Annotated in this window: 12 protein-coding genes and 1 tRNA gene; 7 read left to right on the plus strand and 6 right to left on the minus strand. The window is 73.5% G+C overall.

Annotated features, from left to right (window positions below; translation table 11 throughout):
* Nucleotide 1 precedes the first annotated feature (1 nt).
* The 3 genes from I4I82_RS18500 to glmU form a co-directional block, all read right to left on the minus strand.
* Entirely contained in the window at nucleotides 2-682 is a 681-nt protein-coding gene (locus tag I4I82_RS18500) for a 50S ribosomal protein L25/general stress protein Ctc (RefSeq protein ID WP_218592237.1), read from the minus strand.
* A 162-nt stretch (nucleotides 683-844) separates the two neighbouring features.
* Entirely contained in the window at nucleotides 845-1,816 is a 972-nt protein-coding gene (locus I4I82_RS18505; RefSeq protein WP_218595899.1) for a ribose-phosphate diphosphokinase, read from the minus strand.
* Between the two features lie 5 nt (nucleotides 1,817-1,821).
* Nucleotides 1,822-3,321: a bifunctional UDP-N-acetylglucosamine diphosphorylase/glucosamine-1-phosphate N-acetyltransferase GlmU gene (gene glmU, locus I4I82_RS18510; RefSeq protein WP_218593729.1), complete on the minus strand. Its 1,500-nt coding sequence runs from the start codon at nucleotides 3,319-3,321 to the stop codon at nucleotides 1,822-1,824.
* 234 nt (nucleotides 3,322-3,555) lie between these two features.
* On the opposite strand from glmU, the gene I4I82_RS18515 reads away from it, so the two are divergent.
* The gene (locus I4I82_RS18515; RefSeq protein WP_218593728.1) at nucleotides 3,556-4,026 is read left to right on the plus strand and encodes a L,D-transpeptidase; all 471 of its coding nucleotides are present in this window, start codon (nucleotides 3,556-3,558) and stop codon (nucleotides 4,024-4,026) included.
* 209 nt (nucleotides 4,027-4,235) lie between these two features.
* The gene (locus I4I82_RS18520; RefSeq protein ID WP_218593727.1) at nucleotides 4,236-4,676 is read left to right on the plus strand and encodes an OsmC family protein; all 441 of its coding nucleotides are present in this window, start codon (nucleotides 4,236-4,238) and stop codon (nucleotides 4,674-4,676) included.
* A gap of 165 nt (nucleotides 4,677-4,841) precedes the next feature.
* Here I4I82_RS18520 and I4I82_RS18525 read toward each other — a convergent pair.
* Nucleotides 4,842-4,912 (minus strand) — tRNA-Gln (locus tag I4I82_RS18525).
* 185 nt (nucleotides 4,913-5,097) lie between these two features.
* Here I4I82_RS18525 and I4I82_RS18530 point away from each other — a divergent pair.
* From I4I82_RS18530 to I4I82_RS18540, 3 genes are read left to right on the plus strand one after another with little or no spacing between them, the layout of a single operon-like run.
* Nucleotides 5,098-6,045 (plus strand): acyl-CoA desaturase, encoded by a 948-nt coding sequence (locus I4I82_RS18530; RefSeq protein ID WP_218593726.1) that lies wholly within the window; start codon nucleotides 5,098-5,100, stop codon nucleotides 6,043-6,045.
* A 52-nt stretch (nucleotides 6,046-6,097) separates the two neighbouring features.
* Nucleotides 6,098-6,769, plus strand: coding sequence for a PIG-L deacetylase family protein (locus I4I82_RS18535; protein WP_226370129.1), 672 nt, complete (start codon nucleotides 6,098-6,100; stop codon nucleotides 6,767-6,769).
* A gap of 38 nt (nucleotides 6,770-6,807) precedes the next feature.
* Complete coding sequence (locus tag I4I82_RS18540; RefSeq protein WP_218593725.1) at nucleotides 6,808-7,830, plus strand: NAD-dependent epimerase/dehydratase family protein; 1,023 nt, start codon at nucleotides 6,808-6,810, stop codon at nucleotides 7,828-7,830.
* A 20-nt stretch (nucleotides 7,831-7,850) separates the two neighbouring features.
* Here I4I82_RS18540 and I4I82_RS18545 read toward each other — a convergent pair whose 3' ends face one another.
* Entirely contained in the window at nucleotides 7,851-8,744 is an 894-nt protein-coding gene (locus I4I82_RS18545; protein WP_218595225.1) for an IS982 family transposase, read from the minus strand.
* A gap of 155 nt (nucleotides 8,745-8,899) precedes the next feature.
* Between I4I82_RS18545 and I4I82_RS18550 the strand changes: the two genes are divergently transcribed.
* Nucleotides 8,900-9,169 (plus strand): DUF2277 domain-containing protein, encoded by a 270-nt coding sequence (locus tag I4I82_RS18550; protein WP_218594192.1) that lies wholly within the window; start codon nucleotides 8,900-8,902, stop codon nucleotides 9,167-9,169.
* Here the strand turns inward: I4I82_RS18550 and I4I82_RS18555 are convergent.
* Complete coding sequence (locus tag I4I82_RS18555) at nucleotides 9,166-10,395, minus strand: PQQ-dependent sugar dehydrogenase (RefSeq protein WP_218594193.1); 1,230 nt, start codon at nucleotides 10,393-10,395, stop codon at nucleotides 9,166-9,168. The genes I4I82_RS18550 and I4I82_RS18555 overlap by 4 nt on opposite strands.
* Before the next feature lie 66 nt (nucleotides 10,396-10,461).
* On the opposite strand from I4I82_RS18555, the gene I4I82_RS18560 reads away from it, so the two are divergent.
* Nucleotides 10,462-13,752 carry a S41 family peptidase gene (locus I4I82_RS18560; protein WP_218595900.1) on the plus strand — a complete coding sequence of 1,097 codons (3,291 nt, stop codon included), beginning with the start codon at nucleotides 10,462-10,464 and terminating at the stop codon, nucleotides 13,750-13,752.
* Nucleotides 13,753-13,783 lie beyond the last annotated feature (31 nt).

Raw genomic sequence — 13,783 nt, forward strand, 5'->3', positions numbered from 1 at the left:
GTCAGCTCTCGGACTTCTCGTCGTCGGACGACTCCTCGGAGCCGGCCTCGGCGGAGGAGTCCTCGTCGGCCTCGGTCTCCGGCGCGTCCTCGACGACGCCGGCACCCTCGACGTCGACCTCGGCCTCCATGTCGGATTCGGTCGGCGCCGCGTTGACGTTGACCACCAGGCCCTCGGGGTCGGTCTTCAGCTCGGTGTTGGCGGGCATCGTCAGCGAGCCGGCCAGGATCTGCGTGCCGATCGGCAGGCCGTCGACCGAGACCTCGATGGTCTCCGGGATCGACGAGACGTCGGCCTCGACGAGCAGGGTGTTGAGCTCCTGCGTGACCAGGGTTCCGGGGGCGGCCGAGCCGGAGATGATGACCTGGACCTCGACCTCGACCTTCTCGCCGCGGCGGATCACCAGCAGGTCGACGTGCTCGATGTAGGGGCGGATCGGGTGCTGCACGACCGTCTTGGTCAGCGCGAGCTGCGGGGTGCCGCCGATGTTCAGCGTCAGGACCGCGTTGCGGCCCTGCTCGCGGACCACGCGCTTGAACTCCAGCTCCGGGAGCGAGAGGTGCTGCGGGTCGGTGCCGTGCCCGTAGAGCACGGCGGGGATCTTGCCGGCACGGCGGGTGCGGCGGGCGGCGCCCTTGCCGAACTCCGTGCGGGTCTCGGCGTCGATTCGGGCCTCGGCCACGGTACTTCTCCTCGATCAGCGGATGCGGTGTGTGCGCGCAGCGATGCCGACCGGGAGGACCGGGTCAGCGTCGATCACGGCGGGCTAGAAGGACACCCGCCCTCGCCGCGGAACTGGAGAGGACGATACGCCGTGGCCGGGTGGGGGCGGCGGGTGGGTGGCTCAGGCGTTGCCGTCGAACAGGCTCGTGACCGACCCGTCGTCGAACACCTGGTGGATGGCCTGGGCCAGGAGCGGGGCGATCGAGAGGACCGTCATCGCCGGGAACCGCTTCTCGTCGGGGATCGGGAGGGTGTCGGTGAAGACCACCTCACGGGCCCCGCAGGTGCTGAGGCGCTCGGTGGCGGGGCCGGACAGGACGCCGTGGGTGGCGGCGACGATCACGTCGCGGGCGCCCTGGGCCAGGAGGGCCTCGACGGCCTTGGCCACCGTGCCGCCGGTGTCGATCATGTCGTCGATGACGACGCAGGTGCGGCCGTCGATGTCGCCGACGACGCGGTTGGCGACGGCCTCGTTGGGCTTGCGGGGGTCGCGGGTCTTGTGGATGAAGGCCAGCGGGGTGCCGCCGAGGGTCTCGGCCCAGCGCTCGGCCAGGCGGACGCGGCCGGAGTCGGGGGAGACGACGGCGAGCTCGCGGTCGGCGTAGGTGCGCTTGATGTACTCGGCGAGCACCGGGAGGGCGAAGAGGTGGTCGACCGGACCGTCGAAGAAGCCCTGGATCTGGGCGGTGTGCAGGTCGACGGTCATGATCCGGTCGGCCCCGGCGACGAGGAACATGTCGGCGATGAGCCGGGCGGAGATGGGCTCGCGGCCGCGGTGCTTCTTGTCCTGGCGCGCGTAGCCCCAGAACGGCATGACGACGGTGATCCGCTTCGCCGAGGCGCGCTTGAGCGCGTCGACCATGATCAGGTGCTCCATGATCTGGTCGTTGATCGGCGCGGAGTGGCTCTGCAGCACGAACGCGTCGCAGCCGCGGACCGACTCCTCGAACCGGACGAAGATCTCCCCGTTGGCGAACGAGTACGCCGACTGCGGCGTGATCGTGACGTCGAGGTGCTTGGCGACCTGCTCGGCGAGCTCGGGGTGGGCCCGCCCGGAGAAGAGCATCAGGTTCTTCTTGGGCGTTGCCGACATGGCGCTCACCGCTGGGTGCCTCCGTTGGAAGAGTTGACCGAGGACGCCCGGGCGGCGGCCTCGGCGGCCGGGGTGCCGGGGCGCTTGCGCTCCACCCACCCCTCGATGGTGCGCTGCGATCCGGCCGACACGGCCAGCGCCCCCGGCGGGACGTCGTCGCGCACGACCGTGCCGGCGCCGGTGTAGGCGCCGTCGCCGACCTGCACGGGGGCGACGAACGTGTTGTCCGACCCCGTCTTGACGTGCGAGCCGACGACGGTGCGCTGCTTGCGCACGCCGTCGTAGTTGACGAACACCGACGACGCGCCGATGTTGCTGTGCTCGCCGATCGTGGCGTCGCCGACGTAGGTCAGGTGCGGGACCTTCGTGCCGGCGCCGATGTCGGCGTTCTTGACCTCGACGAACGTGCCGATCTTGCCGCGGTCGCCCAGCCGCGCGCCGGGGCGCAGGTAGGCGAACGGGCCGACGGACGCGCCTGCGCCGATCACCGACTCGCTGCCGTGCGTGCGGACCACCGTGGCGCCGGCGCCGATCTCGCACGAGGTGAGCGTGGTGTCGGGGCCGATCTCCGCGCCGCCGTCGACCGAGGTCACTCCGTGCAGCTGCGTGCCGGGGTGCAGCGTGACATCGGCGGCGAGCTGGACCTGCACGTCGACCCAGGTCGTGGCCGGGTCGACGACGGTGACGCCCTCGCGCATCCAGTGCACGAGCACCCGGCGGTTCAGCTCGGCGCGCAGGGCGGCGAGCTGCACGCGGTCGTTGACGCCCGCCACCTGCCACGCGTCCTCGCACACGACGGCCGCGGCGACGGCGCCGTCGGTGTGGGCCAGCGCGACGAGGTCGGTGAGGTACAGCTCGCCCTGGCTGTTGGAGGTGCTCAGCCGCGGCACGGCGGAGCGCAGGAACGCGGCGTCGAAGACGTAGACCCCGGAGTTGATCTCGCGGATCGCGCGCTGCCCGGCGGTGGCGTCGCGCTCCTCGATTATCGCGGTGACGGCACCGTCGACGTCGCGCAGCACCCGGCCGTAGCCCGACGCGTCGGCGGGCTCGGTGGTGAGCACGGTGACCGCGGCGCCGGCGACGGCGTGCTCGGCGAGCAGCGCGTGCAGCGTCGGCGTCTCCAGCAGCGGGACGTCGCCGCTGGAGACCAGCACCGGACCGGTGAGGTCGGGCGGCAGTGCGTCGAGCCCGCAGGACACGGCGTGCCCGGTGCCGAGCTGGCGGTCCTGGACGGCGACGTGCACCGGGCGGCCGAGCTCGTCGCCGAGGCCGCCGACGGCGGCGGTGACCTGCTCGCGGTCGTGGCCGAGCACGACGACGAGGTGCGCGGGGTCGAGCGCGGCGACGGCGTGGACGGCGTGCCCGAGCAGCGTGCGACCGCCGATCGCGTGCAGCACCTTGGTCGTGGCCGAGCGCATCCGGGTGCCGCGGCCGGCGGCCAGGACGATCGCCGCCGACGGCGGGGGCGTCACGGGTGCGGTCACCGGGGGGACGGGGACGGGCATGGGAGCGGCTCCCTGGTCGACTGGCGATCCGGTCCGGGCCGCGGGGGCGGCACCGGACCGGAGTACCCCGGGATCCTACGTCGTGCCCCGCGTGCCGCCCCGGACCAGCCGCGAACGTCACGAGGTCACGGTGCGGTAGCGGTGAGTAACCCCCGTGGTCCTCGCTCGTTGGGCCGATCGGACGCGCGGCACGACGAACCGGCCCCGCGAGGCACGTGGGTGATGAGGACGTCGATGGGTGCGCACAGCAAGAGCGTTTCGTTCCGGACCCGGCTCGCGGTGGCGCTCGCCGTCGCCGGGCTGGCCACGTTCGGCGTGGTGGGGACGGCGACCGCCGGCGAGGGGACGGTCGACGGCACTCCCTGCTCCGAGTCCACCCGCGCGTGCGTGGACATCGACGGCAAGCAGGCCTGGCTGATCGACGACGGCGAGGTCGTCCGCGGGCCGGTGCAGATCAGCACGGGCGGCGAGGGCCGGGAGACCCCGCGCGGCGTGTTCAGCGTCGAGTGGAAGAACAAGGACCACCGCAGCGCCGAGTTCAACAACGCGCCGATGCCGTTCGCGGTGTTCTTCGCGGCCGGCGGGGTGGCGTTCCACGAGGGCAACCTGCACACGCAGTCGGCCGGCTGCGTCCGCATGGCCTACGAGGACGCCGAGGCGTGGTTCGAGTTCCTGGAGCCGGGCGACCGGGTCGAGGTCCGCTGACCGTCCACTGAGTACCGACCCGGACCAGCCGCTCGACCGCTGAACGGCGGTCCGTCACCGGTTCGGGGTGCGCCGCCGCCGATCTCCGCCGTTCACCCGTTCGCCGTCGATCTCCGACCGGTCGTCTCACACTGCGTGAGAAAGCGGATGACCGGGCACCCACAGGCGTTGAGGGACGAGACGGCAGACGAACACGGAGGTTCACCGGTATGCCCATGCGCACCGCACGCACGGCCTGGAACGGCACGCTCGAGAACGGGTCGGGGCAGGTCGAGCTGAGCAGCAGCAAGGTCGGCACCTACGACGTGAGCTTCCCCAAGCGCGCGGCGGACGACGCGGGCGGCACCACCAGCCCGGAGGAGCTCATCGCGGCGGCGCACTCCAGCTGCTACGCGATGCAGCTGTCGGCGTTCATCGCCGAGGCCGGTGGCACCCCGCAGTCGCTCGACGTCACCGCCGACGTGACGCTCGGCCCGGACGAGGCCAACGGCGGCTTCGCCATCACCTCCATCGCGCTCACCGTGCGCGGTGAGGTCGAGGGCCTCGACGCGGCCGGCTTCGAGGCCGCCGCGCAGAAGGCCAAGGAGGGCTGCCCGGTCAGCAAGGCGCTGGCCGGCACCACGATCACGCTGGACGCCGGCCTCGAATGAGGACGGTCACGAGGGGCTCCACGGAGGAGATCGGCATGAGGTGCACGGGGAACGGTCGGCCCGAGCCGACCCCGCCGCCGCGACCGGGCGGTCGCTGAGCGGGACGGGCGGGAGGGCGGACGACCACGGTCGTCCGCCCTTCGTCGTGTCCGGGGACGGGTCCTGCTCCGCCGCCAGGATTCGAACCTGGACCTACTGAACCAAAATCAGCAGTGCTGCCCTTACACCACGGCGGACAGGCCTCCATCCTGGCACGTCCGGCTCCGCCGTCTGCCGAGGCCACCGCCCCCGGCCATCGCTCCGCCCGGACCGTTTCGCCGGGAGTTTCCGTTCCCGGTGCTGCGCATCCGGGGGAGCGCGACCTACCCTCGGAAGCGGATGTGGCCGCCGACGACGGCCACCTGCCGAACCGAGGAGCCGCATGTCGATCACTGCCCAGGCCGTACCCGATCCGCTGCGGGAGGGCCCCAACCCCGTGCTCGGGGGGCAGCGCACCCGCTTCCAGCACGCGATGATCTACGTGTTCGTGGGCGGGCCGATGATCGCGCTCGTCGCGGCCGTGCCGCTGGCCTGGGGCTGGGGCGTCGGCTGGCACGACCTCGCGCTGCTGGGGGTCTTCTACGTGCTGGCCGTCCTGGGCGTCACCGTCGGGTTCCACCGGCACTTCACGCACAAGGCGTTCAAGGCCAAGCCGTGGCTGCGCGTCGTCATGGCGATCACCGGTTCGCTGGCCGTGCAGGGCAACGTCTTCAACTGGGTGGCCGACCACCGCCGCCACCACGCGTTCTCCGACAAGGAGGGCGACCCGCACTCGCCGTGGGCGTTCGGCACCTCGCCCGCGGCCGTCGCCAAGGGCTTCCTGCACGCGCACATGGGCTGGTTCTTCGACCGCAACGAGACCAACCACGCCCGGTTCATCCCGGACCTGCTCGCCGACCGCGCCATCGTGCGCGTCGCGCGGACGTTCGGCCTGTGGGTCGCGGTCAGCCTGCTGCTCCCGGCGCTGATCGGCGGCCTGGTGACGTGGTCGTGGCAGGGTGCGGTCACCGGCTTCTTCTGGGGAGGGCTGGTGCGCCTCGCGATCTCCAACCACGTGACGTGGTCGATCAACTCGATCTGCCACATGGTCGGCAAGCGCCCGTTCCGCTCGCGCGACCGCTCGCGCAACTTCTGGCCGCTGGCCGTGCTGTCGATGGGCGAGTCGTGGCACAACCTGCACCACGCCGACCCGACCTGCGCGCGGCACGGCGTGCTGCCCGGCCAGATCGACATCTCCGCGCGCGTCATCTGGATCTTCGAGCGGTTCGGCTGGGCGCACGACGTCCGCTGGCCCACCCCGACGCGCCTGGCCAAGCTGTCGAGCCGCTGACCCGGCTCACCGCCGGTGAGCGCGTTCGTCCGTCCGTGGGACACTGACCGGCGTGCTCAGCCTCCTGCCCGAGCGTCTCGACCGGATGCTGCTCCTGGGCGCCCACTGCGACGACATCGCGATCGGTGCCGGCGGTGCGCTCCTGGAGCTGTGCCGCTCCCACCCCGGCATCGCGGTGACCGCGCTCGTCCTCACCGGCGGCGGGTCGCTGCGCGAGGAGGAGGAGCGGGCCGCGCTCGCGGCGTTCTGCCCGGGTGCGCGCCTGGAGGTCTCGGTCCTCGACCTGCCCGACGGCCGCGTCCCCACCCGCTGGGAGCGCGCCAAGCTCTCGCTGGAGGAGCTCCGCGCGCACGGTGAGCCCGACCTCGTGTTCGCGCCGTCGCCGCACGACGCGCACCAGGACCACCGCACGCTCGCCGAGCTCGTCCCCACCGTGTTCCGCGACCACCTGGCGCTGGGCTACGAGATCCTCAAGTGGGACGGCGACCTGCGCCAGCCCACCGCCTACCTGCCGCTGGCGGAGCCGGTGCTGCGGGAGAAGGTCGCGAAGCTGCACGAGCACTACGGCAGCCAGCGCGACCGCAGCTGGTTCGACCCCGAGACGTTCGCCGGCCTCGCGCGGATCCGGGGCGTGCAGTGCCACGCCCGGTACGCCGAGGCCTTCCACGTGTCCAAGCTGGTGCTCGGCGTGGCACCGCTGACCGGGCCCGACCCGGTCGACTAGCACTTCCACCCCCCGATCGACCCGAGGAGATCTCCGACGTGCGTGTTCTGCTGACCGGCCACCAGGGCTACCTGGGCACCGTGATGGCCCCGATCCTGGCCGCGGCCGGGCACGAGGTGACGGGCCTGGACTCCGGCCTGTTCGCCGACTGCATCCTGGGCGGGCTCGACCGCCCCGACGTCGAGGGACTGACCACCGACCTGCGCGACGTCACCGTCGAGCAACTGGCCGGGTTCGACGCCGTCGTCCACATGGCGGCGCTGTCGAACGACCCGCTGGGCTCGCTGGCCCCGGAGATCACCTACGACATCAACCACCACGCGTCGACGCGGCTCGCGCGGCTGGCCAAGGAGGCGGGCGTGCAGCGCTTCGCCTACGCCTCCACCTGCTCGGTCTACGGCGCGCAGTCCGGCGACGACCTCGTCGACGAGGACGCGCCGCTCAAGCCCGTCACCCCGTACGCGATCTCCAAGGTCCGCGTCGAGGACGACCTCGCCGAGCTGGCCGACTCCGATTTCGTGCCGGTCTCGTTGCGCAACGCCACCGCGTTCGGGTTCTCCCCGCGCCTGCGCGCCGACATCGTGCTCAACAACCTCGTCGGACGCGCGATCCTCACCGGCGAGGTCACCGTGCTCTCCGACGGCACCCCCTGGCGCCCGCTGGCCCACGCCGAGGACATCGCCGGTGCCGTCGTCGCCGCGCTGGCCGCCCCGGCCGACGTCGTGCGCGCCCGCGCGTTCAACGTGGGCTCGGAGAAGAACAACCGCACCGTCGCCGAGATCGCGCAGGCCGTGATCGACGCCGTGCCGGGCTCCACCCTCAACATCACCGGCGAGGCGGGCAACGACCCCCGCAGCTACCGCGTCGACTTCTCCCGCGCCCGCAAGGAGCTCGACTTCGAGGCGAAGTGGAGCATCCCGGACGGCGCCCGCCAGCTGGCCGGCGAGTACCGGGAGCGCGGCCTGACGCAGGAGAGCTTCGACAACAGCTTCACGAGGCTCGCCGTGCTCAACCGCAGGCAGGCGGAGGGCACGCTCGACGGGAACATGCGCGTCCTCTAGACGAGTAAGTCCGAATGCGATCAGTGGTCGTAGGCGGTCAGGGAGCGGGTGATCGGTTGGCCGGTGGCCCGGTTGTGCCAGATCGCGGCGGTCAGGGCGAGGAGGCGTTGTCCGATCCGGGCGCCGACCCCGTCGATGGTGCGTCCGCCATGTAGTTCCAGGTCGAGCTGTCCTTTGAGGGTGTCGAAGATCGATTCGACGAGTTGGCGGACGGGTTTGAGCAGATGCTCGGCTGGATGCGGGGTGCGGTTGCGGTAGGACGGTCGCAGTAGTGCAATACCGCGTTCGGCGAGGTAGGTGTCGAGTTCGCGGGACACGTAGCCCTTGTCGGCGATGATGGTGAGTCCGGGCCGGTCGGCGGTCAGAGTGTGGTCGTGGTCCAGTGCGGCAATGAGCACCTGGCGTTCGTCGATCTTGGGGTCGGCCAGGGCCCAGGTGATAGGCAGCCCGGACGGGGTGGCGATCAGGTGCAGGCGCAGTCCCCAGAAGAACCGTGAGTGCGAGGCGCAGTAGCTGTAGCCGGCCCAGCCGGCGAGGTTGGAGCGCTTGACCGTGGGGCGGGAACGGGCGCACTCGACCGGGGTGGAGTCCACGACCCAGACCGGGTCGGCCCATAGATCGGTGTCGGTGGCCAGTACCCGGATCAGCTGTTTGATCAGGGGCAACGCCGCGCGTAGACGCTTGTTGTAGCCCGACTGGCCGGGCAGGTAGGGGAACGCGCCGGGCAGGTGTGTGGGCACGAACCGCAGCCACCGGGCCTCGGACCGCACGCCGAGCAGGACCTGGGCGACGGCGAGGGTGAGCAGTTCGGCGTCGGAGAGTTTCGGTGGTCTCCCGGTGCGGGTGCGGCGCCCGAGATAGTCATCGATCTTGACGTAAAGTGCGGTCAGGAGGGTGTTGAGGTTGGTCGTCACACACTGACCTTCAACACCCTCCGTCCACCTTCGTGGGTGCCACGCCGTTAGGACTTACTCGTCTAGGCCCACCGGATCGCACGTCGGAGCCGGAACGCCGTTCGAGTCCCCTCGGGGAGTGCGTTCCGGCTCCGGAGTGCGGTAGTAACGGGTGCATGTGTCGCAACATCCGCGTCCTGCACAACTTCGAGCCCCCCGCCACCGATGCCGAGGTCTCCGGTGCTGCCCTGCAGTACGTGCGGAAGGTGTCGGGGGCGGCGAAGCCGTCGGCCGCCAACGAGGCCGCGTTCGCCCGCGCCGTGCAGGCCGTCGAGGCGGCCACCCGCGAGCTGCTCGACTCCCTCGTCACCTCCGCCCCGCCCAAGGACCGCGAGGTGGAGGCGGCGAAGGCGCGGGAGCGGGCCGCGGTGCGCTACGGCACCTAGACCGGATCGACCCGCAGGATCTTGTCGTCACTGCCGTTCGACGTGCTGACCAGCAGCGCGCCGTCCGGGGCCAGACGCACCGCGCGCAGCCGCCCGTAGGTGCCGTCGAGCGCCTCGGGTACGCCGACCTCCGTGATCGACGCGCCTTCGGGGGTCATGAACAGCAGCTTCTCCCCGCGCAGCGCACCGACGACGAGCGTGCCGTCGAGGTCGCCCCACCGGCCGCCGGCCAGGAACGCGGCGCCGGACACCGCCTCCACCGGGCGGCCCGAGCTCCACGCGGCGGGCACGGCGTCGGGGAAGCGGTCGAGGTCGGTCATCGGCACCGACTCGTCGTAGCCGCCGACGGTGCCGCCCCGGCTCGGGTCCCAGCCGTAGTTGCCGCCCGCCTGCAGCCGGTTGACCTCGTCGTCGGTGCTCGGGCCGTGCTCGGCGGTCCACACCTCGCCCGCCGCGTCGACCGCGACGCCCTGCACGTTGCGGTGCCCGTAGGTGTAGACGAGGCGCTGGGCCGGGTTGTCGGCGTCGGCGAACGGGTTGCCCTCGGCGGGACCGCCGGTGGCGAGGTCGACGCGCAGCACCTTCCCGCCCAGCGACGTCAGGTCCTGCGGGATCGCGCCACGCGCGGTGTCGCCGGTGCCGACCAGCAGCGCGCCGTCGGCGGCCAGGGTCGGGCGGCAGCCGGAGTGCCGGCCCGACGGGTTGATCGGCAGGCCGCCGACCAGCGGGTCGGTGACGCGCCGCGCCGACGCCCCGTCGGCCGCGAGCTCCCAGGTGATCAGCCGGACGTCGGTGGGCGTGGTGCCCTCGACGTGGGTCTGACAGGTCGTGAAGCGGCGCGTCTCGGCGAAGTCGTCGTGCACGACCATCCCGAGCAGCCCGCCCTCGCCCTGGGCGAGGACGTCGGAGAAGTCGGCGGCCACGGGGGTGACGACGGCGCCCGGGGTGGTGCCCGACAGCAGGCTGAGCCTGCCGTCGCGCTCGGGCACGAGCACGGAGCCGTCGGGCAGCACGCCGACGTCCCACGGGTTGGCGAACCCGCCCGCGACCTCGCTGACCTGCAGCTCCGGCACGCCGGTGCGGACCGGCGTGGACGGCCCGCCCTCGGCGCCACCGGCCGGGGCCGTGCCCGCGCCGCCGCCCGCCACGGACTCGGACGAGGGGCCGGCGCAACCGACCAGGACCAGCGCGGCGGCCACGGCCACCGCTGCACTCGCACGCCGCATGGGTGACATCCTGCCTCCGAGCGGGTGAGGCGACCGTAGGGCCCCCGACCGGTTACGGTCGCCGGCGTGCCGCAGCCCAGCTACCTCCGGTTCCCCCACCTGCGTGACGACACGCTCGTCCTCGCGGCCGAGGACGACGTCTGGACGGTCCCGATCGGGGGCGGGCGGGCGCACCGCGTCACCGCCGACGCCGCCCCCGTCGCGAACCCCCGGATCTCCCCGGACGGCACGCGCGTCGCGTGGACGTCGTGGCGTGAGGGCGGGCCCGACGTGTTCGTCACCGCGCTCGACGGCGGCGTCGCCCGCCGCCTGACCTGGTGGGGAGACCCCCGCGCGCGCAACCTCGGCTGGGCCGGCGACGACGCGCTGGTCGGCGTGACGTCGACGGGCTACCACTCGACCCGCCGCACCTTCGCGTTCACGGTCCCGGCGGCCGGGGGAGCGCCGGTGCCGCTGCCGGTCGGGCCGGTGGGCGATCTCGTCCGCGACGACACCGGCACGCTCGTGCTCAGCGTGCTCTCGCGCGAGCCCGCCTGGTGGAAGCGCTACCGGGGCGGCACCGCGGGCAAGCTGTGGTGGGACGCGGGCTCCACCGGGGAGTTCACGCGCGTCGCGGCCGACGTCGACGGGCAGATCGAGGCGCCGATGCTGGTCGGCGGGCGCCTCGCGTTCGTCGCCGACCACGAGGGCTGGGGCAACGTCTACTCGATCGCCCCCGACGGCTCCGACCTGCGCCGCCACACCGATCACGGGGGACCCGGCGCCCCCGCCTTCTACGTCCGCCACGCCACCAGCGACGGCGAGCGGATCGTCTACGAGTCGGCCGGGCGCCTGTGGCTGCTGGAGTCCCTCGACGCCGAGCCCCGGCCGATCGACGTCCGCCTCGGCGGCCCCCGCACCGCCCGCGCGCCGCACCGCGTCGCCGGCCGCGTCGACGTCGCCGTGCCCGACCGCACCGGGCGCACCAGCATCGCCCTGCTCCGCGGCACCGTGCACCGCCTCACCCACCGCGACGGCCCGGCCCGCACGCTGCTGTCCGAGCCCGGCGCCCGCGCGCGCCTGGCCCGCCCGCTGGGCACCGACCGCGCCGTCTGGGTCGACGACGTGCTCGGCGAGGACGCCGTCTGCGTCGCCCCGCTCGACCCCCGCACCGGCGACGCCCCCACCCGCACCGGTGCGGGCGAGCTCGGCCGGGTCCTGGGGCTCGCGCCCTCGCCCGACGGCGCCCGCGTCGCCCTCACCACGCACGACGGCCGCCTGCTGCTGCTCGACACCGCCACCGCGGAGCTCACCGAGCTCACCCGCAGCGCCGACGGCGTCGAGCTCACCGGGCTGACCTGGTCGCCGGACAGCGCGTGGCTGGCGCTCGCCGAGCCCGTCGAGCAGGTCGCCACGCGGATCGTGCTGGCCCGCGTCGCCGACGGCGAGCTCGTGCCGGTCACGCCGCCGCGCTTCCTCGACCGCGCCCCCGCCTTCACCCTCGACGGCCGCTACCTGGCGTTCCTGTCGCGGCGCAGCTTCGACCCGATCTACGACGAGCACTCCTTCGACCTCACGTTCCCGGCGTCGTGGCGACCGTTCCTGGTGCCGCTGGCGGCGCGCACGCCGTCGCCGTTCGGGGCGAGCCCGGACGGGCGCCCGGTCGCCCCCGGCGACGAGGGCCCCGAGGACCCGCCCGCGCCGGGCCCCGACGACCCGTCCTCCCCGGACGCCGCGGCGGTCCCGGCGCCGGCCGGGAGCGAGGTGCCCGACGTCCTCGTCGACGTCGTCGGGCTGGCCGAGCGGGTCGTCCCGGTGCCCGTCGTCGAGGCCCGCTACGGGGCGCTCGCCGCCGGCAAGGACTGCCTGCTGTGGCTGCGCAGCCCGGTCAACGGCGTGCTCGGCGACGGGCGCGCGGGCACCTCGGAGAAGGCGCGCCGCACGGTGCTGGAGCGCTTCGACCTGGTGCGCCGCAAGCTCGACGTGATCGCCGACGCCGTCGACGGCTACTCCGTCAGCGGCGACGGCACGCGCCTGCTCGTGCGCGACGGCAAGACCCTGCGCGTCCTGCGCACCGACCGCTCCGGCTCCGGTGCGCCCGAGGGCGGCGAGGGCGCCGACGAGTACGAGGTCGACCTCTCCCGCCTGGCCGTCACCGTCGACCCGACGGCGTCGTGGCGCCAGATGTTCGACGAGGCCGCGCGCCTGATGCGCGACCACTTCTGGACCGCGGACATGGCCGACGTCGACTGGGCGGCCGAGCAGGAGCGCTACCGCCCGCTGGTCGACGCCGTCGGCAGCCACGACGACCTCGTCGACCTGCTGTGGGAGTTCCAGGGCGAGCTGGGCTCCTCGCACGCCTACGTGCGCCCGCGCCCGCAGCCCGCCGGCGACGCCCCCGCGTTCCTCGGCGCCGACCTCGCAGCGACCCCGGACGGGTGGCGCGTCGAGCGCGTGCTGCCGCCGGAGACGTCCGCGCCCGCCGCGCGCAGCCCGCTGGCCGCACCCGGCGTCGACGTCCGGGCCGGCGACGTGCTGCTGGAGGTGGCCGGGCGCCCGGTCGACCCCGACCTCGGGCCCGCGCCGCTGCTCGCCGGCACCGCCGACGTGCTCACCGAGATCACCGTCCGCTCCGGCGACGCCGTGCGCCGCGTCGTCGTCCGCCCGCTGCACGACGAGGACCAGCTCCGCTACCAGGACTGGGTGGCGGGGCGGCGCGCGTTCGTCACGGAGCGGTCCGGCGGACGCCTGGGCTACCTGCACGTGCCCGACATGATGGCCACGGGCTGGGCGCAGCTGCACCGCGACCTGAGCCTCGCGATGACCCGCGACGGCCTCGTCCTCGACGTCCGGATCAACGGCGGCGGGCACACCTCGCAGCTGGTCGTGGAGAAGCTCGCCCGCCGCGTCACGGCGTGGACGATCGCGCGCCACCGCCCGCCGCGCACCTACCCGATGGACGCCCCGCGCGGTCCGGTCGTGGCCGTCGCCGACGAGCTCGCGGGCTCCGACGGCGACATCGTCACGGTCGCGCTCAAGCGCCGCGGCATCGCCACCGTCGTCGGGGTGCGGACCTGGGGCGGGGTGATCGGCATCGACAGCCGCTACGGGCTCGTCGACGGCACCGGGGTGACGCAGCCGCGCTACTCCCACTGGTTCGACGACCTGGGCTGGGACGTGGAGAACCACGGCGTCGAGCCCGACGTCGAGGTCGTCGTGACGCCGCAGGACTGGGCGGCCGGGCGCGACCCGCAGCTGGAGCGGGCCGTCGACCTGGCGCTGGAGGCGCTGGAGCGGACCCCGCCGGTGCAGCCGCCCGACATCGCCACGCGGCCCAGCCGCCGTCGCCCGGACCTGCCGCCCCGCACCCCCTCCTGACCTCCTCCTGACCGCCGCCCCGGCCGAGGTC

This window comes from Pseudonocardia oceani, from assembly GCF_019263585.2.
GTDB lineage: Bacteria > Actinomycetota > Actinomycetes > Mycobacteriales > Pseudonocardiaceae > Pseudonocardia > Pseudonocardia oceani.

Bases quoted from the DNA above. Each gene is read 5' to 3' on its own strand.
- I4I82_RS18505 (WP_218595899.1), bottom strand. From the start codon at position 1,816: ATGTCGGCAACGCCCAAGAAGAACCTGATGCTCTTCTCCGGGCGGGCC.
- glmU (WP_218593729.1), bottom strand. From the start codon at position 3,321: ATGCCCGTCCCCGTCCCCCCGGTGACCGCACCCGTGACGCCCCCGCCG.
- I4I82_RS18515 (WP_218593728.1), top strand. From the start codon at position 3,556: ATGGGTGCGCACAGCAAGAGCGTTTCGTTCCGGACCCGGCTCGCGGTG.
- I4I82_RS18520 (WP_218593727.1), top strand. From the start codon at position 4,236: ATGCCCATGCGCACCGCACGCACGGCCTGGAACGGCACGCTCGAGAAC.
- I4I82_RS18530 (WP_218593726.1), top strand. From the start codon at position 5,098: ATGTCGATCACTGCCCAGGCCGTACCCGATCCGCTGCGGGAGGGCCCC.
- I4I82_RS18550 (WP_218594192.1), top strand. From the start codon at position 8,900: ATGTGTCGCAACATCCGCGTCCTGCACAACTTCGAGCCCCCCGCCACC.
- I4I82_RS18555 (WP_218594193.1), bottom strand. From the start codon at position 10,395: ATGCGGCGTGCGAGTGCAGCGGTGGCCGTGGCCGCCGCGCTGGTCCTG.